This is a genomic window from Acinetobacter sp. G18, from assembly GCF_052660225.1.
Genome location: NZ_CP109658.1, coordinates 958,458 through 979,287, shown reverse-complemented (window position 1 = coordinate 979,287; position 20,830 = coordinate 958,458). Strand labels below are relative to the sequence as shown.

The following is a 20,830-nucleotide window of genomic DNA, read 5'->3' as shown; positions in this document are numbered from 1 at the left end:
TATAAGTAGTTAATAGATGAATATTTTTTATAGTAAAGTACAGGCTTAAGCTAAAAATTAAATTTTTTATTGTTGATACTCATCAATTAAAGCATAGATTTGTCTTAAAGTTGCATTTGACAGCTTCGTCTTCTCACCTTTAAGAAGTTTCTCTAATTGAGCTACCGTTTGCAATAATACAGATGCTTGATGAGGTCCATGCAAAAGCAAATAATCTACAATCTGCTGATCGAAATGGATCCCACGTCTAGACATTACTGAGGTTACTAAAGCATAGCGATCAGCATATAAGCTTCCGCTTGGCACTTTTACACTCACTGCTTGCGTAAGTCTTGATTGTAAATCTGGTAACTCTAATTTCAATTCAATCGGCGCAACACGCGAAGAAAACACGAGTTGCCCTTCATGATTATTCATTAAGTGAAAAACCGCTTTTTGCCAGTGAGGCACACCACTAATCGACTCAATATCATCTAAAGCAACTAGGTCATAGTGCTCTAAACAAGTAATTGCCTCAATTGGAGCGTCAAGCAGTTCAAGCAGAGAAACTTTTATTGCAGACTTGCCTACTTCTAAATAAGAATCACAAATTGCTGATAGCAAATGACTCTTTCCCGTTCCTGCTCCACCATAGATATAAAATCTATTGACTAGACCTGCATGTAGTTGACGCACCGCATCAACTACATGCCCCCAACCCGGTCCCGAAAAATCACTGATTCGAGCATCAAGTTGAGGTTCTATATCCAGTTGGAGTTGACGCATATAATGAATTGGCCTTGAAATTATTTCTGATCTGAAAGATTCGGTGTATCTGTATCTTGCTGTTTTTTAACTTCAAGATCAAGTTTAGTATCTTCAGTTTCTATATGAATTTGCTCAATATTGCCTTCTTGGATCACTAATGTAGAAGATGGTGCATATAATGAACTCTTTTCATAGTTTTCTCTTAAATGTTTCAAGAGCACTACAATCACTGCAGCTACAGGTAATGCGATCAACATGCCTAAGAAGCCAGCAAGTTGTGCACCTGCCAAAACGGCAAATACGACAGCAACAGGCGAAAGACCAATTTTATCACCGAGTAAGAATGGTTGCAGAATATAGCCTTCTACTGCCTGACCAATCATAAAAACCACACCAACCAGTAATAAATGCATCCAGTCCATTCCAAACTGGAATAAACTTGCAATAACAGCCGCAATAATACCGACCGCAAAACCTAGATATGGAATAATACTGGCAAGGCCTGCCACCATACCAATAATAAGCCCTACCTCTAATCCAATGACTTGAAGACCTACTGCATAGACGATACCGAGTAAGAGCATTACGAGGAATTGTCCCTTAACAAATGCTCCTAAAACGCTATGACATTCACGAACAATTTGCAAAGTCGTTGCTTCATACGGACGCGGAATGAGACGACGTAAGTTTTGTAGCATACGGTCCCAATCAAGCAAGAAATAGAAAGCAATAATTGGAATTAAAACAATTGTTCCGCCAATCTGAATAAAATTCAGACCTGATTGTGCAAGCTTTAATAAAACAGCCTGAATACTGTCAGCACTATAATTGGTCTGGACATAATCCATGACCGCTTTCGACATTTGATCGGTGTCAATTTCCATTTGCTGGACATGGAATGTTGAAGAAATCCATGGTAATAGCTCTGCATTAATCCAATGAATCCCAGCAGGAATACTATCTCGTGCATAAACAAGCTGTTTCCAGATGAGTGGAACTAAATACCACAAAGCTACAGTTAAAGTTACACCAATACCGATAAAAACAATGCTAATTGCCAACCAACGAGGGAGCTTAATTTTTACTAGAACATCGACCAGTGGACTAAATAAATAAGCCAGGAAAAAAGCACCAAGAAATGGAATGACCACAGGCTTGAGCAAGTATAATACCCATACCAGCAATACAATACCTGCGAGTAAGAAAATACGGCGCAGCATACGATCTTGCATAAAATCTAGCCTTTTTTGATTTAATCGTTATAAATAGAAAAATATTTTTATTAAAGATAGCATTTTCGAGCATAAATAACATAAGAGTTTCGTATATTCAGGTTATAATCTGCCGCCAATGCGGAGACTTCATTTATGAGCAACTCAACTTCTACCCCAAATACCGGCTTAAGCTATAAAGATGCGGGTGTTGACATTGAAGCGGGCGACGCACTGGTCGATCGTATCAAGTCAGTCGCTAAACGTACAACTCGTCCAGAAGTAATGGGCGGACTTGGTGGCTTTGGTGCACTATGCAAAATCCCTAAAGGTTACGAAGAACCAGTTTTGGTTTCTGGAACCGATGGTGTAGGTACTAAATTACGTTTAGCACTTAACCTTAATCGTCATGACACAATCGGCCAAGATCTTGTGGCTATGTGTGTAAACGATCTTTTAGTTTGTGGCGCAGAACCATTATTCTTCCTCGACTATTATGCTACTGGTCACTTAAATGTAGATGTAGCTGCAAACGTAGTTACTGGTATCGGTAAAGGTTGTGAACTTGCAGGTTGCGCACTTGTAGGTGGTGAAACAGCTGAAATGCCAGGTATGTATGAAGGCGAAGATTACGATCTTGCTGGTTTTGCCGTAGGTGTTGTTGAGCAAAGCAAAATTATTGATGGCTCTAAAGTAAAATCAGGTGATGTACTTATTGGTGTTGCCTCAAGTGGTGCTCACTCAAATGGTTATTCATTACTACGTAAAATCTTAGATGTTAAGAATGTAGACTTAACTCAAGTGATTGATGGTCGCCCTCTTGCAGATGTAGCAATGGAACCAACTCGCATTTATGTAAAACCAGTTCTTGAGCTTTGTAAACAAGTTGATGTACATGCTATGGCACACATCACTGGTGGCGGTTTACCGGGTAACTTACCACGTGTATTACCAAATGGCGCTCAAGCTGTAATTAATGAAGCTTCTTGGGAATGGCCAGAATTATTCAAACTTCTACAACGCGAAGGCAATGTAGAACGTTTTGAAATGTACCGTACCTTTAACTGTGGTGTAGGTATGGTGATTGCAGTTGACGCAAATGATGCAGAAAAAGCAATTGAAGTGCTTAATGCTCAAGGTGAAAAAGCTTGGAAAATTGGACATATCCAAGAAAATGCTGAATCAGTGGAAGGTGCAGACGAAAAAATTCGTGTGATCTTTGAATGATGAAAATTGCTGTTCTAGTCTCTGGGAACGGCAGTAACTTACAAGCCTTGATAGATGCACGTCTATCAGGGCAAATTGTAGGTGTATTGTCTAATAAAGCCGATGCTTATGCCCTAGAGCGTGCTCAAAATGCCAATATCGCGACAGCGGTAATTTCGCATAAAGACTTTCCTAGTCGTGCCGATTTTGATGAAGCGATGCATCAGCAACTTATGGCTTGGCAAGCTGACGTTGTTATTTTAGCTGGCTTCATGCGTATTTTAACTGCAAACTTTGTCGATAAATGGCAAGGTAAAATGCTCAATATCCATCCTTCGCTATTACCTGCTTATAAAGGCGTTAATACACATCAGCGTGTATTAAATACAGGGGATCGATTGCATGGTTGTACAGTTCACTTTGTAACTTCTGAACTTGATGCTGGTCAAGCAATTGCTCAATCTGCAATTGAAGTCAAAGAACATGACAATGTTGCCTCTTTGGCAGAACGTGTACATAAACTTGAGCACTTTATTTATCCTCAAGTTGCAGAATGGTTATGTAATGGCCAACTGACATGGAAAAATGGACAAGCCTATTTCCGTAATCAAATTCTTGAACACCCTATTCGTTTTGCATCTTGGTAAAAGGTTTGCTCAACGAAAATTAAAAAAGGACATGCATGCATGTCCTTTTTTATAGAAATCTTATTAGCGTGAATTGCTATGAATAAGCTTCTTAATATAATTTACTGTGTCAATCGGATGCTCTAGTGGGAACATATGGCCTCCTTCAACAACACTAAATGGAATTCCCATTTTACGCTTTGCCATTTGAGGGAAACCTCTTTTTAAGAAAGCACTTTCTTTTCCTACAACTAATTGTACAGGCATTTTTGGTTTTGGCATAGGTAGCCACCACCAAGAAGGATTTTTACGGAAAATCGCAACTTCATCTTCACGAGAAATAGTGAGAGTTACGCCGCCACGTACCGAATCTTCTTTCAAAGCATAATCAATGTAAGCTTGAAAGCAGTCTTCATCAAAGTCTTTATAAAAACCTTTTGGACGTAACAAAGAAGCCGCTTGCTCACGTGACTCCCAATGTTCACGACGACGTGCAGATAAACCTGCAGGTGTCATGTCATCAACTATCTTGGGTTTAAACAGTTTTGCCATATGAAAAGCAAAAGAGTATCTACCCAAAATAAGAGGTGGATCTAACATTATCACTTGTGAAAAAAGCTCAGGGCGTTTAAAAGATGCCATTAAGGTTAAAACTGATCCCAGCGAATGCCCAAGTCCAATCACCTTTCTCCCTTTAGCTTGACGTACAATACTATCAATCACCTGATCAACTAAAAAAGGCCAATGATCGGTAATTGGATAACGTTTGTCAGGACCAATGAGTGGAACATAAATGATGTCATACTCATCTTTTAATTGATCAAACAATTTTTGATACACCATAGATGGCACACCGTTGGCGTGCGCAAAGTGTATAACCGGTTTTACTGACATACCGTTATCCTGATTTAAATTATTGTAGCTTGGCGTTCTGACTCGTCTCTAAACGTTGAGCAACCGACTCACTTAAGCCTTTACCCATTTCTGCACCCATTCGACCAAGAATAGATTGTAATGGGTTACGTTCAATCGTGTAGTCAACTTTATTATCAAGCTTCAGTTCACGCATCAAGCTCGTAATGTTACCTGAGCGGTCAGCAACACCTAACTGGATTGCTTGTTCACCAGTCCAGAAAAGACCAGAGAAAATAGCAGGGTCATTCGATTTTAAGCGTTTCCCGCGTCCTTCTTTAACTGCATTAATAAAATGAGTATGGACATTATCGAGTACAGACTGAATATGTTCTCTTTGTACAGGATTGATCGGTTTTGTCATACTTAAAATGTCTTTATTGGTGCCCGCTGTCAAAGTACGGTCTTCAATTCCGAGTTTTTGAGCTAAACCAGTAATGCCATAGTTCGGCATAATGACACCAATTGAACCGACCAAACTTGATGGATTCACAATAATTTCATCAGCAGCAGAAGCAATATAATAAGCACCAGAAGCACCCATATCACCAATTACTGCATAGACTTTCTTGTCAGGATGTTCTTTTTTCAAATAGCGAATTTCTTGCCAAATTTCATCCGACTGAACAGGAGAACCGCCAGGAGAATTAATATTAAGTGCAATTGCTTTACTATTTGAAGCTTCAAAAGCACGTTTAAGCGCTTTATTCGTATCTTCACTATTTACTGCTTGATTACTTGAAGCATCAATGGTTCCAACAATATCAACTACAGCCAGATGAGCACTGCTACTACTTGCTGCTGAGCCTTCTTTGCTGGTTGAGCAACCCTTGCCCATTAACACAACAATAAATAATAGATAAATAAAAGTAAGTGTTTTAAAGAATATACCCCAGCGACGACTACGGCGTTGTTCTTCTACAGAAGCCATTACAGCTTTCTCAAGGATTTGCCATTCTGGTCCGTTCTGTTTAGGGGTTATAGGTTCATTTTGTGGTTTTGGTGGCCAATCGGACATAAAATTCCAATCCAAATCAATCGAAATGATGTCATTATATACGTTGATTTGATAAAAACTGTCTAAATAATATGATTTCATTTATAATATTTTTGTCTTTTTTATTTGTTGTTCCCTCCTTACCTTACTGCTATAGATGACTAGACCAGATTCAAAAAGCATGAACTATCAATTACTCAAAACATTTAGCCGACTACCTATTCAATTTGGGCGCTCTATTGCTCGTCTATTGGCTGGTCTTGTAAATACTTTAAAAATTACTAAAACCTCAAAAAGTATAGAACTTAACTTAAGGATTGCTCTACCCCACTTAACACCACAACAACGTATAGCAATTACAGAAAAGGCTATACGTAATGAATTAACCTCATATTTTGAATTTTTAAGTATTTGGGGTTCATCGAACCAAGAAAATATTTCTCGTATTCATCGTATAGAAGGCGAACAATACTTTCATGATGCTTTAGCAGCGAAGAAAGGTGTTGTACTCATTGTTCCTCATTTTGGTACATGGGAAGTAATGAATGCATGGTGTGCCCAGTTCACATCAATGACTATTTTATATAAACCAGTCAAAAATGATGATGCTGACCGTTTCGTACGAGAAGCTCGCAGCCGTGAACAGGCGAATCTCGTCCCGACCGATGAAACTGGCGTAAGACAAATTTTTAAAGCACTTAAACAAGGTGAAACTACAGTCATTTTGCCAGATCACACTCCAAACATTGGTGGAGATATGGTGAATTATTTTGGTGTTCCACTTGCTTCAAGTAATTTAAGTGCCAAGCTCATCCAAAAAACTAAAGCGAAAGCTTTATTTCTGTATGCGATCCGTAATGAAAATGACGGGTTTACCATGCATATTGAACCTATGGATGAGAAAATCTATGAAGGCTCTGCTGACGATGGCACTTATGTCATCCATCAAGCAATTGAGCAGCTCATTCATAAATATCCAGAACACTACCACTGGAGCTATAAACGCTTTAAAGCAAACCCAGCTTTAGATAATGTTTATAATGTTGACCCTTCAGAAGCGATTAAAACTGTGAATAGACTCAAAGCTGAAGCTTTAGAGAACTCTACGCAACCAGATCCGCTCAAAACGTCGGTCGTGTAAAACCATTTTGTGATTTTCCAGAACAAAACTTAACTCCCCTTGCTCTACTGTACTTTTAAGTGGGATATGAAGGGTTTTTAAACGATTGATAACCTCTTGGCTAGGATGGCCATAACGGTTATCAAACCCTGCTGATGCAATTGCCAGTTTTGGTTTTAAGGTTGTTAAGAAATCATAAGCAGAGCTGTGCTTGCTTCCATGATGCCCTAATACCAAAACATCTACTTTTAAGCTTGGATAGTCTTTTAACAGCTCGTATTCTGCTTCCCAGCCCGCATCTCCCATAATCAGAAAATTTTGGTAATCACTGACTCCTTTGAAATGAAGATATATCACACAGGAATATTGATTCTGTTGAGAAGGTACAAAAACTAAATCTTTTTGTTTAGGCCATAAAACTTGAATATCTAACTCAGGATATTGCCATTGTTGACCTTGATGGCAATATTGAAATGACTGCTTGAGAGTATTTGAAGATTGCTCATTTGAGAGAACCTGCTTTACAGGAATCTCCTGCTGAATGGCAGGAAAAGCCCCACTATGATCTTGGTCAAGATGAGACAACACAACACGATCTAACTGTTTTACACCTTGTTGGCGTAAAAATGGGACTACAACATTTTTGCCAATACTAAAGATCTTTTCATCGTAAGAGCCACCTGTATCAATTAGCCAGTTTTGTTCAGGATGTTCTAAGAAAATAGCCTGCCCCTGTCCAACATCTAAAATATGAAGCTGAATTTGCTGGTTCGTTTTATTCACTACAATTAGGGGTAAACAACAGAGTAATCCCCATATTTTTGGGAAAACGCCTTTAGGCAAAAATAAAATAAGGATACCTAAACTAACTGTAAATAGAGCTAGTAGCGTCAAGCTTATACCCTGTAATGGTAAAGAGATTTTTTCTAATAAGCCCAAACAATTCAGTAAGATACTGAGTAAAATATCATTGAAATGAAAAAGCATATTTCCAAATGGTTTTACTACAAACCATGCGCAAGCAGCCATGATATTTAAAGGGACAATAACACCACCAATAATAGGCACAGCAATAATATTGGTTAATGGAGCAACCCAAGAAATTTGTTGAAAGAAAAGTAAGGTTAAAGGACTCAATGCAATAAATATTTTGCCTTGAGACTCAATTAACACCTTACTCATAAAAATCAGTTTTGAACTCAGACTTAAAAAATGTTGCTCAGGTAACTGCACTATAGTTTGGTAAATTCTTAATAAAATAAAGCAGGCCCCATACGACAGCCAAAAACCTGCGGAAAGGACACTAAACGGGTCCATTAGCAACAGTAGGCTGGCGCTATATACCAGTAATGCAAATGGTTTAAGAGGTTGTTTTAATATTAAGAAGGAAATAAATATAAAGACTGACAACAATGTCCGTAATGCAGGAATTTCAAACCCCACAAAAGCTGTATAAATTAAAACACCGAGGCAGCATGGCACAGCCATCAAAACCTGTTTCGGTTTCCATAAATAAATTTGAGGGTAATAACGACAAATGAGTTGGTGGCACCCCCAAGACAACATGATGGCAAAAATAAGTACATGTGGACCCGAAATCGCCAATAAGTGAGCAATTCCTAATTGTTTAAATTGTAGTTGAGTTTCATCTGATAAAAGACTTTCATCACCAGTCAGTAAAGCTAAAATTAGGCCCTTTTGTTGGAGCGTAGAATTTTCCAATAAATGCCTAAAAGTTAAGCGAAGCTTTTCTATATGTAAATGAAATCTATTAAAAAAGGACTGCTGCTCTTTCAAATGCTGTTGATATCCTAATTGATAGATCTCATCAAGGCTTAAAGGTTCAATATGCTGAACAGTAAATCCAGACATTATATTTCGCTGAATAAACCACTTTTCCTGATCAAAAGCTCCTGTTGTGGCATAACTATGAGCAGGTTTTGTTTTTCCAGATAGTCGATAGTAATGGCCTAATTCAAGTTCTTGATTGCTCTTCAACCCATCCTGATTATCATTTTTTAAATACAACAGCCAATTTACTGGTTCTTTTGATAAGTTTAATACTTGTGCAGTTTGTTGGACCTTATTATTTTTTTCTTCACTAAGTTTCTTTATATAAACAATAATATCGACATTCTTTGGATCCGTTTCTCTTTGTTGTAAGCGTTCGATCAGTGCATTTTCGGCATATTGATACCCGACAATAAACAGACTTGTTGTACATAGCAGGCAATACATAGCCTTTAGAAGTGGTCGACCAACAAATACTGATCGTTTAAAAAGAAAAAAAATAAAGGTAAGTAAAAGTAGAACTTTAGCTACTTCTCCATATTGCATGATTAAAGATAAATGAATACCCATTAATGCAATACCGCCAATCCACCCCAATAGAATAATTTTAAACATTCAAAATCTTGTCATTATCATTTTAGGGGCAAAATTAAAGCCCAACTGAGTGGGCTTTAACAATGTGATTTAATGACAATTTTTTAAGAACCGCTTACCCACAAACCATCTTCCATATGTAAGATAGAATCTGCCGCCTGAGCCAATTGCTCATCATGGGTCACAATGAGCATTGCCATGTTTAGTTCTTTCTTAAGATCAGTAAGTAACTCAAAAATACCCACAGCTGTTTTACGGTCCAAATTACCCGTTGGTTCATCAGCTAGAACGACCGCAGGCTTAGTCACCAATGCTCGAGCAAGAGCCACACGTTGACGCTCACCACCAGAAAGTTCACCTGGTTTATGGTCCATACGATGAGATAGCCCAACTCGATCTAGCAAATACTCAGCTTGTGCCTTTACAGACTTAAATTGACTGTCTGCTCGAAGCATTAAAGGCATTGCTACATTTTCAAGTGCAGAAAACTCAGGTAATAAGTGGTGAAATTGATACACAAAACCAAGGTATTTATTGCGTTGGAAACCACGCTCTGCTTCACCCAAGTTATCAAAGCGCTGTCCATTTAGAAATACTTGCCCTTGAGTTGGTTGCTCTAAGCCACCAAGTGCATGCAACAAAGTACTTTTACCCGAACCACTTGCACCGACAATAGATACAAACTGCCCTGCTTCAACCTGTAAAGAAAGACCTTTAATGACTTCAACCTTAGATTTACCGTCATCAAAATGCTTATAAATCTCTTTTGCTTCTAAAACGATTTTACTCATAACGCAATGCCTCGGCAGGTTGAACTTTGGCTGCACGAAGTGCCGGATAAATAGTTGCCAAGAAACTTAAGAGTAAAGAAACAATTACAATAATTGTCACATCTTGCCATCTTAAGTAAGAAGGTAAGTAATGTACAAAATAGGCATCGAACAAATTAAGTCCGAGCACATTATTAAACCAAGAAATAATATCGCTAATTGTAAGTGCCAAAATTACACCTAAAACCGTGCCAGCAACTGTACCAATCACTCCAATCACTGTACCTTGCACCATAAAGATTTTAGTAATCATAGATGGTGACGCACCTAGAGTACGTAAAATTGCAATGTCCGATTTTTTGTCGGTAACCACCATAACCAAAGAAGAGACAATGTTAAATGCCGCAACCACAATAATCAGTACAAGTAATAAACCAACTAATGTTTTTTCCATTTGAATGGCGTTAAACAAATTACCGTGTGTATAGGTCCAGTTCGTTGCATAGAAATTGCTTGGCAAGTTTTTCACAATATCGTCAGCAACTTGAGGCGCAGCAAAGATATCATCCATTTTTAAACGGACGCCTTGAGCACCATCAGGTAAACGCAATAAAGTCGATGCATCGTATAAAGCAATGTACCCAACCATTGAGTCCACTTCAGCACCTACGCTGAAAATACCAACCACTTTAAAGCGCTTAAAACGAGGCACTACACCTGCTGGAGATGGCGTTGCTTCAGGTAAAACCAGTGTCACGCTGTCATTTAGACGTAAACCAAGTGAATCGGCCATGTCTTTACCAAGCACAATACCGAACTCACCTTTTTTCAGTGAGTCAAGGCTACCAGCAACAATATGATCTTGAATAATAGATACATTCTTCTCATATTTTGGGTCAATACCCGTCACCATAATACCAGCCACTTGCCCTTGAGCAGTTAACATACCTTGCAATTGGGTAAAAGGTGCAACTCCAGTGACATGGGGATGTTTTTCAACTCGTTTAACCAGTTCAGGCCAATCCGTAAGAATTTGCGTCGATGAAACTGTCGCTTGCGGAACCATTCCCAAAACACGATTTTTCAATTCGCGGTCGAAACCATTCATTACAGAAAGTACCGTGATCAGTACAGCAACACCAAGTGTCAAACCGATCATCGAAACCAATGCAATAAAAGAAATAAAATGATTACTGCGTCGTGCGCGAGTATATCTCAACCCTATATACAGTGAGATTGGTTTAAACATACCTTCTAAATCCAAGGTCATTGATGGAAAATAGAGAAGTGCAAGTTACACTTCCTATTTGGCCATATCGTTAGATGCAGTATTAAGGTTTAAAAATCAGTAAGTTCTGACCTATCCTTAACAATCCTAATATTATATTGCTGCGCTATTTTCTACTACTTAAGATATGAGATCAATTTGATCATGCATTTAGCTACGAATTAGAACAATTTAATGAATAAGCTCAACAAATTACCCTCATCTTCTGCTATTTAGATTTAATATGTTGAGCAAAATTACGGTTTGCCTGAATGTCTTTATAGAAATAAAGGAATAGACCAAACAAGATAATAAATGCCCCCACAAAAACCATCATCGAAAGGTGCTCATGATTTAAAACAGCACCAATCACCATAGCTAACATAGGTGTAATAACGGTGGTAAGCGATAAAGTGGTTGCCTTTATATTTTGTACAAGTTTGAAATAACAGAACATAGCCACAAGCGAGGCCATAAGCACTGTATAAATTAAAGCAAATAGAGATTTAGCTTGCGGTAAATGGGTCGGTGCATATTGCCAAATAAATGGAATTAGGCAGCTCGCCAAAAGTGAAGATACCAAAATTGAGCCTGTTGCCTGAGCCATAGGTTGAATTTTGGCATTCACTTTTTTTACCCAAAAAATAGAAAATGAATAAACGAAAACACTAATCAACATTAAAACAATGCCAAATGGATGCACGTGCTGACCAGATCCATTTAAGCAAATGATTGCTAGGCCACAAACAGCAATCGCCATACCAAGCCACTGTAGTTTATAAAGATGATGACCAAACCCGAAACGACCAATTAAACCAGCCATAATAGGTGCCAGACCGAACATAAGGGCAATCATGCCTGAACTTAAATATTGGGTCGCAGCATAGGTAAAAATTTGAGAGCCAATTAAACTAAAAGAACCTGCAAAATAACTATGGAGAGCTTGTTTATGAATCGGAAAAGCTGTTTTTAAGACTAATAACACGATAACCGAAAGAGGTAATGCTATATAAAAACGTAACAGCAAAGCCCACATAACATGTAAGTCAGACACGCTCCATACAATGGCTAAAGGCGTCGTTGCCCAAATAAATACAAGCAACACATACGTTGAAGCCAAGTTGGTTTGGGATGGCATAAGAGGCTCACTAAGCAGTTTTACGTTTTTGCTTTAAAATCGTTTGGTCGAGTGAACTCGAGAACTCACGCTTATCACGTTCTGAAATTGGAGGTGGGCCACCTGTCTGTACACCAGCGCCGCGCAGCGTGTCCATAAAATCACGTAAGTGCAAACGTGCTTTTACGTTCGCAGTGGTATAAATTTCTCCACGGGGATGAATCGCAATACCGCCCTTTTCAATGACTTGCGCAGCAAGTGGAATATCTTGTGTAATGACAATGTCATTTTCAGACATGCGGTCTACAATTTCCTGATCGGCTTGATCGGCTCCACTTAAAACCTGTATTGACTTAATACGGACCGATGGGGTAATTCCGACATTTTGATTAGCTACAAAAATTACTTCCAACTGATAACGATCTGAAGCTCGCAAAATGACTTCACGCAAAATTTTAGGTAATGCATCTGCGTCTACCCACAGCTTAAATGGCAGCACGTTATTCTCTATTTCCACTAAAAATCTAAGTCTAACAGATGCATTTCACTCGAGAATAGCGCTAAATATAAAACTTATTTTCTAAATTTAATTTTAACAATACCTTAACAATCGAGCATATTCACTCTTAAAAGCAAGTGATTTATTGATTGGAAGGATTTTTGATAAGTAAATATGTGCTTTTACAAGAGAATTTACACATGTTGACTTGAAAAATAGCAATTACCCTCGATTTAATATAACAAGTGAGATAAACCCAACATCAATCGTACTTATGAAAAATCAAAACAGTCCAGAAGTTATTACGGTAAACGACCAAAATTTTGGTAGTCATGGCGAGCATTGGAATCTATTAACCTCCCATCCAGAGACAGATGTACCAAAATGGCTTGGATTGGCGCTTGATGCACCTGTAATGCCAATGGGCTTATGTCAGCATGAAGATGAGATGGATCAATCTTTTTGGCTGATTCAAGGTCCTCAAGGACAGAATGTCACCATTAACCAAATTATTGCGGTTGAAAATCAAAAGCCGCGCGCACTAAAAACAGCATTTCCTAGTTTTGAAAGTCCTTATCAATATAATGCGCAAATTGAGCGCATCATTACTTGTGACTCAGCAACTCAGGCAGTATTAAGTTTAAGATTAAATAAAAATACGACTGTTTATGCATTTGATAATTTATTTAGTGTTAATCGTTGTCAATATGACAAAACCCAAACTTATCAAGTTCAATTTAATGCATGGGCCTATGAGTTAGAACCAGTCCCTGCTGGTGAAACCATTGTTGTAGATGACCCTGCCTCTATTAAACACCACCGTGCGTTAAATGCAATTTTGACTGAACATAATGGAATTGCACCTGAAAACCTACAAGAGCTCATTAATGAATGGCAACCAAAAACTGAGGAAGATCATGAACCTGTAACAGTCGATTTTTCTAAAATGGTTGCATATTTATATGGAGAAAATCTTGGTCAGGAAGATGAAGCTTGGTTCCAAGGTAATATTGTAGGTAAAACTTCAATGTCATTTATGGGAGCAGAATATACTCTTTATGATGTCACTTTAGTTTTAGAAGATGATCTTCCTGCCATATTAGTGCGCATTGCGACCCAAAATGATTTGTACAAAAACTTTAATATTGGTGAATATATTCGCGGTAATATCTGGATTCAGGCGAATATTTATGCTAAAAATAGTGAAACTAATTGAATTTCACTAATATTTTAAAAATTAGGCTATTGAATGAAGATTATACCTGAACAAACCACCAGCCTCATTCAAACTAGTAACCCACGTATAAGGGTCGATACTGGTGCGTTTTGCTTTTTTGTTTTAGGTATGTTCTTAGCCGCGATGATGATTCATCAATTTGGTTTTGTTCCTTTTTAATGAATAAATTACACAATAAAAAAGCCCTCTTTCGAGGGCTTTTTTATTTGATTTAATTAACCATTACGTTTAGCAAAATCATCCATGAAGCGAATAAGTGCTTGAACGCCTTCTAATGGAACTGCGTTATAAATACTTGCACGCATACCACCAACTGAGCGATGACCTGCTAAGTTCAATAAATGATTTTCTTCAGCTTCTTTCAAGAATTGCTTTTCTAAAGCTTCATCTGCCAAAGTAAATGGTACATTCATAATTGAACGGTTTGGAATAGCAATCGGGTTATTATAAAAATCGCTTGAATCGATATAACCATAAAGTAACTGAGCTTTTTCAAGGTTAACTTTATGAATAGCGTCTACCCCGCCCTGCTCTAGTAACCATTCGAATACTAAACCAGACAAGTACCAAGCATAAGTCGATGGTGTATTTACCATAGAACCATTTTTCGCTTGATCACCATATTTTAAAATACTTGGAATTTCTGGTTTAGCTTGGTCAAGTAAATCATCACGAACAATAACGATTGTTAAACCAGCAGGACCAATATTTTTTTGCGCACCAGCATAGATTAAACCAAACTTGGTCACATCTAATGGAGCAGATAAAATACTTGATGAATAGTCACAAACAAGTGGTGCTTTAACATCAGGAATACCTGCAAACTGTAAACCACCAATTGTTTCATTATCTGCATAGTGAACATAAGCAGCATCATCAGATAAGTTCCATTCGCTTTGATCAGAAATTGCGAACTTACCATCTACTTTAATGCCTGCTTCTACAGCATTAATATCGCCATAGCGTTTTGCTTCTTTTAACGCTTTTTCAGACCAAATTCCTGTATGGATATAATCTGCTTTGTTATTTTTACCAAGCAGATTTAAAGGAATTGCTGAAAATTGTAATGACGCACCACCTTGTAAAAATAGCACTTTATAGTTTTCAGGAATATTCATAAGCTTACGCAAGTCAGCTTCAGCTTTTTCAGCTACCGCAACATAGTCAGCACTACGGTGACTCATTTCCATGATGGATAGACCTTTACCTTGCCAATCCAACAATTCTTGTTGAGCTTTTTCTAAAACGGCAGTAGGTAATGCAGCAGGACCAGCACAGAAATTGTACGCGCGCATGATTTTTCCCTTGTAAAGTGAAACACAATAAAAAAAGGCATTTAACCACAGATTGCTTAAGCTTGCAGCAGCTTCTCTAGTAAATATTTCAATGCTAGGACGTATTTAGGTTTATTTTTTCAATAACTATTTTATTTATTTCTTTGCTTTCACTTATTTTTTTATAAGTTTTATTAAATAAAGTTCAACTTGACTTGTGAATGGAGTTTCCCATACTGTGATGAATATATAAAGTATGCTGTATAATTTTCCATCAAGTAAAATAAACTCAAAATCATTTTGTGCTTCTATACAATTGTATAATAAACAATATGATAATTGAATTTAATAACAAGAAATTTAAACTATAAGGGATGATCAAAAATTGTTATATAAAATGCCAACACATCAGTATCGACAGTCAATACGCCCTTTTCTCTTTAAACCCAATTATCTTGCTTTGGTATTGGGAATATTTATTGCAACGCCTATTTATGCACAAAGCTTAAGTTATGCCGAAGCTGAACAACAAGCTTTAAAAAGCTCATATAGCACCCAAGCCAACCAAGCATTGCAACAAGCTTCTCAATTAGAAGCTGAAGCAGTCAAAGGCCTAGGGTTACCTAGAGTTGATTTAAACGTAAGAGCATACGCATTTCACAGTGAAACAGACGTACCACTTGGTGGTTTCAAACAAAAGCTTGAGAATGATTTAAGCCAAGGGCTAAATGACAAATTGTCCCAGTGGAACAATGTCATTCCATCCGATGTTTTGGGACAAATTCAGGAAGGTTCAAACCAAATCATCCATGATGGGATAAATCGCTTTCCTAACTACGCCAATTTAACTTTAGAAGATCAGGTCGTACGCCCGTCTATTTCAGTTGTGATGCCTCTTTATACAGGGGGCTTAACCAGCAGTGCAAAAAAGATAGCCAACATTCAGGCTCAGCGCTCAGAGCTTTCAAGCCAGCAACAACAAGATATCCAGCGGTTTGAAGTCGTACAAAGTTATTTCAATGTGCAATTACAACAGCAACTGGTCGCGAGTAGCTTATTTAACTTTAATGCAATGCAGAAACATTATAGCAATGCGTTAAAGCTCGAACAGCAAGGTTTTATTAGTAAAGGTCAACGCATGCAATTTGAAGTTGCTCGTAACAATGCAGAGCGAGCTTTACAAAACGCTCAAGCAAACCTAAATGCCAGTCAATTCAGTTTAAACAATCTTCTTCATCAGCAAAGTAATGCTGATTTAAGTACTCCTCTTTTTGTAAATACAGTTCGTAGCCAATCTTTAGAAGCACTGCTAAGTAGTTACGCTCAAAAATCGAGTCTTGTGCAAAAAATGCAGTTAGATACTCAATTGGCTCATGCAAATATTCAAGCTCAACAAGCAGCAAAGAAACCAAGTCTATTTGCTTTTGGCGAATATGCACTAGATGAAAAGGAAAACTGGATTGTAGGTGTGATGGCAAAGTACAACTTGTTTTCAGGTGTAGATAAAAATAAGAATATTCATGCGGCCGAGTTAAAACGTTATGCCTCAGAACTATTAACTGAGCGAACTAAACAAGAAATTGAAGGATTATTGAATAAATCATATAACGAGCTCAATTCAGCACAGCAAAGTCACACGTTATTGCAAAGAAATATTAGTGCAGCTCAAGAAAACTTACGTATTCAGGAACTTTCATTCCGTGAAGGTATGGGAACAGCCACACAAGTTATTGATGCGCAAAATGCATTAAGTGCTCTAAAAACAGAAATGGCTTTAAATGCATATAAATATGTCATGTCACTTGCAACCTTATTGCAAAGCCATGGTTCTATGGACCAGTTTAAAGCTTATGTGACTCAACCACATACTGACTATATCCGCTAATAGGGGGCATAAAATGAATCAAGAATCATCTTCTTCTCAACAAGATTCACCTGTTACGGATACAGAGCAAACAGGTCAAGATCAACAAAATATTCAAACTGACAATACTCAAGAAGTAAAGTCGAATAAAAGTAATACTCAGCCACCTAAAAATTCAAAAATTAAACTAATAATTGGTGTAGTCATTATTGCTTTGTTAGGTTTGATCATTTTCGGTTTGTGGAAAAGTTATCAACCAAAGCCTATTGAATTACAAGGCAGAGTTGAGGCTGAAACGATTCACGTGAGCACTAAAGTTCCAAGTCGTATTGAAGAAATTTATTTACAAGAAGGTCAAAAAGTTTCTAAAGGACAACCTCTAGTTCGTTTAGTCAGTCCAGAAATAGAAGCCAAAAAGCAACAAGCCTTAGCAACCTTACAATCAGCTTTAGCACTTCAATCGACTGTGGATCGAGGTTCGCAACAAGAAAATATTGATACTCTGTATGCCAACTGGCAGAGTATGAAAGCTCAAGCAAATCTTGCAAAAACCACTTATCAGCGTGGAGAAAATTTATATAGACAAGGTGTCATTTCCCGTCAAAGACGAGATGAGATGCTTGCAGCCCAAACCTCTGCTCAAGAGTTAAGTGAGGCAGCTTATCAACAATATGCGCGAGCAAAGCGCGGAAGTACCAGTCAGCAGAAATCTACAGCAGATGCTCAAGTGGATATTGCAAAAGCAGCTGTCAGTGAAGCCCAAGCACTTGAAGCAGAAACCCGCTTACTCGCTCCTATTTCAGGTACAGTTTCAAAAACTTATGGTAAACCTTCTGAACTAGTTGCAATAGGTGTGCCGGTTGTCAGCATTTTAGAAGATGATGATTTGTGGGTGAGTTTAAATGTCGGTGAAAATCAGTACGCTTCTGTTTATAAAAACAAAACGCTAGAAGGATTCATTCCTGCGCTGAATCAAACCGTAATGTTTAAAGTAAAAAATATTGATGCTGAAGGTGAATTTGCCACGATTAAAACCACTCGTCAGACTGGTGGCTATGATATTCGTAGCTTTAAATTGCATTTAGTGCCTGAGCGTCCTGTCAAAGACTTAAAGGTTGGCATGAGTGTTCTATTTAAAATTAAAGAAGAAAAATAAAACATGTTTGCCAGTATATTACGTGAACTAAACTATCTAAGAAGCAATAAATGGGATTTGTGTATGGTGACACTCATCCCTGCTTTTATCATTTTTTTGTTTAGCAGCATGTTTTATGCAGGTAAGGCTGAACATTTACCTATCGCAATTATTGATCAGGACCAAAGTGAGCTGAGCCGCAATATTGAAAAGTATCTTTCGTTAAATCATACGGTAGATGTTAAAATAATTACTGCAAGCTCGACCGAAGCTGAAAAACTACTCAATGAAACCAAAATTTGGGGCTATGTTTTTATTCCTGACGGCGCTGAAAAACGTTTTGTAAAAGCTCAAGACGCTCAAATTAGCATTGCATTTAACCAATCTTTTTTTAGCGTAGGAAATACGATTTCCTCTGCCATGTTGGTCAGTACACTTAATGCTTTAGCAGACTATGCAGGCCAGAGTTATTTAGCAAATAATATCCCCTATTTAGATGTTCCTACAGCGCACGTCAAAATTTCAACACTCTATAACCCAAATATGAGCTATGAATTTTATTTAGAACCTTTCATGGTTCCTGCTGTTTTGCACCTATTACTCTGTTGTTGCGTGGCTTTTGCTATTGGACAAGAGCTTAAACGCGGCACCTTAACCCAGTGGGTTAACCGTGAAAATTTTATCCGCGGCTTACTGGCTAAAAATTTACTTTATAGCTTTATTTTTTGTCTCTGGACTTGGTTATGGATGTTTTGGTTGGTTGAGATTCGCGGTTGGTTTGTCGCTGGCTCTCTCAGCTTTTTATTAGTTGCCCAGTTTTTGCTTTATTTTTCTTATGCACTCATTAGTAGTACTGTCATTCTTGCCACCAAAAATTTAAGTAAAACTTTTGGTTTTATTGCTGTATACGGTGGTTCTTCTTTAAGTTTTGCTGGTGTGACCCTACCTTTAAATAATGCACCGATTTTCACTAAATTTTGGTCTTTAATTATTCCTTATACACCTTATGCAAAGCTCCAGACCGAACAGTGGGTCATTGGAAGTCCACTTTTTATTTCAATGACGCCCTTTTTAATACTGATTGGCTACTGTCTTATTTATTTCATTTTGAGTTCCTTGCTACTTAAAAAACTAGTTCGGGGAGCTGCGCAATGAAAGAATTCTTAAAAGCTTATGCCCAAACATTTAAAGATATTGTTAGTAATAGTTCGGTTTTCACGACACTGATTTTATCAGTCATTCTTTATAGCTTTTTTTATCCAACTGCCTATAAAGCTGAACGTGCTGAATCAATTCCAATCGTCATCGTTGACGAAGAACAAAGTCTTTTAAGCTCTCAAATTATTGGACAAACCAGCAATAGTCCGAACGTAAAAATTGTTGAAGTCACTGCGAATTTTCTCGAAGCCGAACAAATGGTACGTGAACAAAAAGCAGATGGTATTTTGCTTTTACCCAACAACTTAACACAGAGCCTACGCCGCGGAGAAACTGGTGGAATTGGCTTATACTTAAGTACAACCAACTTTTTAAAAACTAAAGAAATTGGGTTAGGTCTTGCTACTTCTATTGAGGCCACATTAAAAGAATATGTTGAAAAATTTGGAGAGCGTACTCATTTCCAACCAACCCTTTCTATTCATCAGGTTCCTTTATTTAATCCCCTTTCAGGTTATGGAAGCTATATTTTTCCAGCAGTTGCCACACTCATTATTCATCAAACGATTGTATTAGGCTTAGCCATGCTGATTGCAAGCTACCGCGAACAGCATGAAAAAATTACAGCTATTCGGTTTGCTGGAATTTTTGCCAGCTTGTTTACTATTGGTTGCTTAGGCAGTTTTTATCTTTTTGGTTTTACCTTGTGGTTCAACGACTATCCACACGGTGGAAATTTTATTGGTTTACTCGTCGCGGTTCCGATTTTTATTAGTTGTGTGATTGGATTAGGCATGTTGATTGGCTCACTTTTAGACATGCCAGAACGTGCTGGACATATTATTGTATTTAGTTCAGTTCCGCTTTTCTTATTAACTGGTACCGCATGGCCCCACCATGCCATGCCTGAATGGTTACAATGGTTTGCTTGGTGCTTACCTTCTACACACGGTGTACAAATGTTTGTACAGCTTAATCAAATGGGTGTTCCTTTAAATGTTGTGATACCTAAATTGATTTTTCTTGCAACAATTGGAATCATTTTTTTAATTATTGCCCATTCACGTTTAAAAAATTCCAAGTAAATTTAAGGGTACATGAATGTGTATAAATTATATTTTTATTTACTATAAAATCTTATAGTTAAAGCTTATTTCTTAAATAATTGACCAAAAATTTATAAAAAAATAAATAAATTCAAAGTATTAATTTGTATCAATTGTCACGAAACCTTAAGAAAACTTTAAGTTGAAATTAAGAAATTTTCTCCATAGTAATTAGTATAGTTTTTCAGCAGCTACGCAG

General features: G+C 37.6%; 19 protein-coding genes and 1 pseudogene. 10 read left to right on the top strand and 10 right to left on the bottom strand.

Annotated features, from left to right (window positions below):
- Positions 1-66: 66 nt before the first annotated feature.
- Both hda and cxpE read right to left on the bottom strand, forming a co-directional pair.
- A complete protein-coding gene (gene hda, locus NE363_RS04590; RefSeq protein WP_004699865.1) occupies positions 67-765 on the bottom strand; it encodes a DnaA regulatory inactivator Hda in 699 nt (232 codons plus the stop codon).
- 20 nt (positions 766-785) lie between these two features.
- On the bottom strand, positions 786-1,979 hold the full coding sequence (gene cxpE / locus NE363_RS04585) for a chloramphenicol efflux transporter CxpE (RefSeq protein WP_004699863.1): 1,194 nt from the start codon (positions 1,977-1,979) through the stop codon (positions 786-788).
- A gap of 135 nt (positions 1,980-2,114) precedes the next feature.
- Between cxpE and purM the strand changes: the two genes are divergently transcribed.
- Both purM and purN read left to right on the top strand, forming a co-directional pair.
- Positions 2,115-3,185, top strand: coding sequence for a phosphoribosylformylglycinamidine cyclo-ligase (gene purM, locus NE363_RS04580; protein WP_000071984.1), 1,071 nt, complete (start codon positions 2,115-2,117; stop codon positions 3,183-3,185).
- Positions 3,182-3,811: a phosphoribosylglycinamide formyltransferase gene (purN, locus tag NE363_RS04575; RefSeq protein WP_151749559.1), complete on the top strand. Its 630-nt coding sequence runs from the start codon at positions 3,182-3,184 to the stop codon at positions 3,809-3,811. The genes purM and purN overlap by 4 nt, the downstream gene beginning before the upstream one ends.
- A 63-nt stretch (positions 3,812-3,874) precedes the next feature.
- Here the strand turns inward: purN and NE363_RS04570 are convergent, their stop codons facing one another.
- Positions 3,875-4,684 carry an alpha/beta fold hydrolase gene (locus NE363_RS04570; protein ID WP_445535922.1) on the bottom strand — a complete coding sequence of 270 codons (810 nt, stop codon included), beginning with the start codon at positions 4,682-4,684 and terminating at the stop codon, positions 3,875-3,877.
- Positions 4,685-4,703: 19 nt separating this feature from the next.
- A complete protein-coding gene (gene sppA, locus NE363_RS04565; protein WP_233929962.1) occupies positions 4,704-5,720 on the bottom strand; it encodes a signal peptide peptidase SppA in 1,017 nt (338 codons plus the stop codon).
- Positions 5,721-5,856: 136 nt separating this feature from the next.
- Between sppA and NE363_RS04560 the strand changes: the two genes are divergently transcribed.
- Positions 5,857-6,840: a lysophospholipid acyltransferase family protein gene (locus NE363_RS04560; protein ID WP_445535921.1), complete on the top strand. Its 984-nt coding sequence runs from the start codon at positions 5,857-5,859 to the stop codon at positions 6,838-6,840.
- Here NE363_RS04560 and NE363_RS04555 read toward each other — a convergent pair.
- The 3 genes from NE363_RS04555 to NE363_RS04545 all read right to left on the bottom strand — a co-directional run bounded on the left by NE363_RS04555 (position 6,793) and on the right by NE363_RS04545 (position 11,223).
- Positions 6,793-9,225: a DNA internalization-related competence protein ComEC/Rec2 gene (locus tag NE363_RS04555; RefSeq protein WP_445535920.1), complete on the bottom strand. Its 2,433-nt coding sequence runs from the start codon at positions 9,223-9,225 to the stop codon at positions 6,793-6,795. The genes NE363_RS04560 and NE363_RS04555 overlap by 48 nt on opposite strands.
- An 83-nt stretch (positions 9,226-9,308) precedes the next feature.
- Positions 9,309-9,995 (bottom strand): lipoprotein-releasing ABC transporter ATP-binding protein LolD, encoded by a 687-nt coding sequence (gene lolD / locus NE363_RS04550; RefSeq protein WP_004699850.1) that lies wholly within the window; start codon positions 9,993-9,995, stop codon positions 9,309-9,311.
- Positions 9,988-11,223 (bottom strand): lipoprotein-releasing ABC transporter permease subunit, encoded by a 1,236-nt coding sequence (locus NE363_RS04545; protein WP_031944926.1) that lies wholly within the window; start codon positions 11,221-11,223, stop codon positions 9,988-9,990. Before NE363_RS04545 ends, lolD begins: the two co-directional genes overlap by 8 nt.
- A gap of 137 nt (positions 11,224-11,360) precedes the next feature.
- On the opposite strand from NE363_RS04545, the pseudogene NE363_RS04540 reads away from it, so the two are divergent.
- Positions 11,361-11,441 (top strand): annotated as a pseudogene (locus tag NE363_RS04540) (PilZ domain-containing protein); the annotation flags it as partial.
- Positions 11,442-11,470: 29 nt separating this feature from the next.
- Here NE363_RS04540 and NE363_RS04535 read toward each other — a convergent pair.
- Both NE363_RS04535 and NE363_RS04530 read right to left on the bottom strand, forming a co-directional pair.
- The gene (locus tag NE363_RS04535) at positions 11,471-12,379 is read right to left on the bottom strand and encodes a DMT family transporter (RefSeq protein ID WP_445535919.1); all 909 of its coding nucleotides are present in this window, start codon (positions 12,377-12,379) and stop codon (positions 11,471-11,473) included.
- Positions 12,380-12,389: 10 nt separating this feature from the next.
- Entirely contained in the window at positions 12,390-12,875 is a 486-nt protein-coding gene (locus NE363_RS04530; RefSeq protein ID WP_077163168.1) for a YaiI/YqxD family protein, read from the bottom strand.
- Positions 12,876-13,131: 256 nt separating this feature from the next.
- Here NE363_RS04530 and NE363_RS04525 point away from each other — a divergent pair, with 256 nt between their 5' ends.
- A complete protein-coding gene (locus NE363_RS04525; protein WP_004699843.1) occupies positions 13,132-14,073 on the top strand; it encodes a hypothetical protein in 942 nt (313 codons plus the stop codon).
- 33 nt (positions 14,074-14,106) lie between these two features.
- Positions 14,107-14,253, top strand: coding sequence for a hypothetical protein (locus NE363_RS04520; RefSeq protein WP_019457296.1), 147 nt, complete (start codon positions 14,107-14,109; stop codon positions 14,251-14,253).
- Between the two features lie 56 nt (positions 14,254-14,309).
- Here the strand turns inward: NE363_RS04520 and serC are convergent, their stop codons facing one another.
- Entirely contained in the window at positions 14,310-15,389 is a 1,080-nt protein-coding gene (serC, locus tag NE363_RS04515; protein WP_019457297.1) for a 3-phosphoserine/phosphohydroxythreonine transaminase, read from the bottom strand.
- Between the two features lie 376 nt (positions 15,390-15,765).
- On the opposite strand from serC, the gene NE363_RS04510 reads away from it, so the two are divergent.
- From NE363_RS04510 to NE363_RS04495, 4 genes are read left to right on the top strand one after another with little or no spacing between them, the layout of a single operon-like run.
- Complete coding sequence (locus tag NE363_RS04510) at positions 15,766-17,253, top strand: TolC family protein (RefSeq protein ID WP_445535918.1); 1,488 nt, start codon at positions 15,766-15,768, stop codon at positions 17,251-17,253.
- A 13-nt stretch (positions 17,254-17,266) separates the two neighbouring features.
- Complete coding sequence (locus NE363_RS04505; RefSeq protein WP_445535917.1) at positions 17,267-18,388, top strand: HlyD family secretion protein; 1,122 nt, start codon at positions 17,267-17,269, stop codon at positions 18,386-18,388.
- A 3-nt stretch (positions 18,389-18,391) separates the two neighbouring features.
- Positions 18,392-19,522, top strand: coding sequence for an ABC transporter permease (locus NE363_RS04500; RefSeq protein WP_445535916.1), 1,131 nt, complete (start codon positions 18,392-18,394; stop codon positions 19,520-19,522).
- Positions 19,519-20,610 carry an A1S_2622 family ABC transporter permease subunit gene (locus tag NE363_RS04495; protein WP_445535915.1) on the top strand — a complete coding sequence of 364 codons (1,092 nt, stop codon included), beginning with the start codon at positions 19,519-19,521 and terminating at the stop codon, positions 20,608-20,610. The genes NE363_RS04500 and NE363_RS04495 overlap by 4 nt, the downstream gene beginning before the upstream one ends.
- The last annotated feature ends 220 nt before the right edge of the window (positions 20,611-20,830 follow it).

Bases quoted from the DNA above. Each gene is read 5' to 3' on its own strand.
- purN (WP_151749559.1), top strand. From the start codon at position 3,182: ATGATGAAAATTGCTGTTCTAGTCTCTGGGAACGGCAGTAACTTACAA.
- NE363_RS04555 (WP_445535920.1), bottom strand. From the start codon at position 9,225: ATGTTTAAAATTATTCTATTGGGGTGGATTGGCGGTATTGCATTAATG.
- NE363_RS04570 (WP_445535922.1), bottom strand. From the start codon at position 4,684: ATGTCAGTAAAACCGGTTATACACTTTGCGCACGCCAACGGTGTGCCA.
- NE363_RS04545 (WP_031944926.1), bottom strand. From the start codon at position 11,223: ATGTTTAAACCAATCTCACTGTATATAGGGTTGAGATATACTCGCGCA.
- lolD (WP_004699850.1), bottom strand. From the start codon at position 9,995: ATGAGTAAAATCGTTTTAGAAGCAAAAGAGATTTATAAGCATTTTGAT.
- serC (WP_019457297.1), bottom strand. From the start codon at position 15,389: ATGCGCGCGTACAATTTCTGTGCTGGTCCTGCTGCATTACCTACTGCC.
- cxpE (WP_004699863.1), bottom strand. From the start codon at position 1,979: ATGCAAGATCGTATGCTGCGCCGTATTTTCTTACTCGCAGGTATTGTA.
- sppA (WP_233929962.1), bottom strand. From the start codon at position 5,720: ATGTCCGATTGGCCACCAAAACCACAAAATGAACCTATAACCCCTAAA.
- NE363_RS04500 (WP_445535916.1), top strand. From the start codon at position 18,392: ATGTTTGCCAGTATATTACGTGAACTAAACTATCTAAGAAGCAATAAA.
- purM (WP_000071984.1), top strand. From the start codon at position 2,115: ATGAGCAACTCAACTTCTACCCCAAATACCGGCTTAAGCTATAAAGAT.
- NE363_RS04535 (WP_445535919.1), bottom strand. From the start codon at position 12,379: ATGCCATCCCAAACCAACTTGGCTTCAACGTATGTGTTGCTTGTATTT.
- NE363_RS04495 (WP_445535915.1), top strand. From the start codon at position 19,519: ATGAAAGAATTCTTAAAAGCTTATGCCCAAACATTTAAAGATATTGTT.
- NE363_RS04520 (WP_019457296.1), top strand. From the start codon at position 14,107: ATGAAGATTATACCTGAACAAACCACCAGCCTCATTCAAACTAGTAAC.
- NE363_RS04560 (WP_445535921.1), top strand. From the start codon at position 5,857: ATGACTAGACCAGATTCAAAAAGCATGAACTATCAATTACTCAAAACA.
- NE363_RS04525 (WP_004699843.1), top strand. From the start codon at position 13,132: ATGAAAAATCAAAACAGTCCAGAAGTTATTACGGTAAACGACCAAAAT.
- NE363_RS04510 (WP_445535918.1), top strand. From the start codon at position 15,766: ATGCCAACACATCAGTATCGACAGTCAATACGCCCTTTTCTCTTTAAA.
- NE363_RS04505 (WP_445535917.1), top strand. From the start codon at position 17,267: ATGAATCAAGAATCATCTTCTTCTCAACAAGATTCACCTGTTACGGAT.
- hda (WP_004699865.1), bottom strand. From the start codon at position 765: ATGCGTCAACTCCAACTGGATATAGAACCTCAACTTGATGCTCGAATC.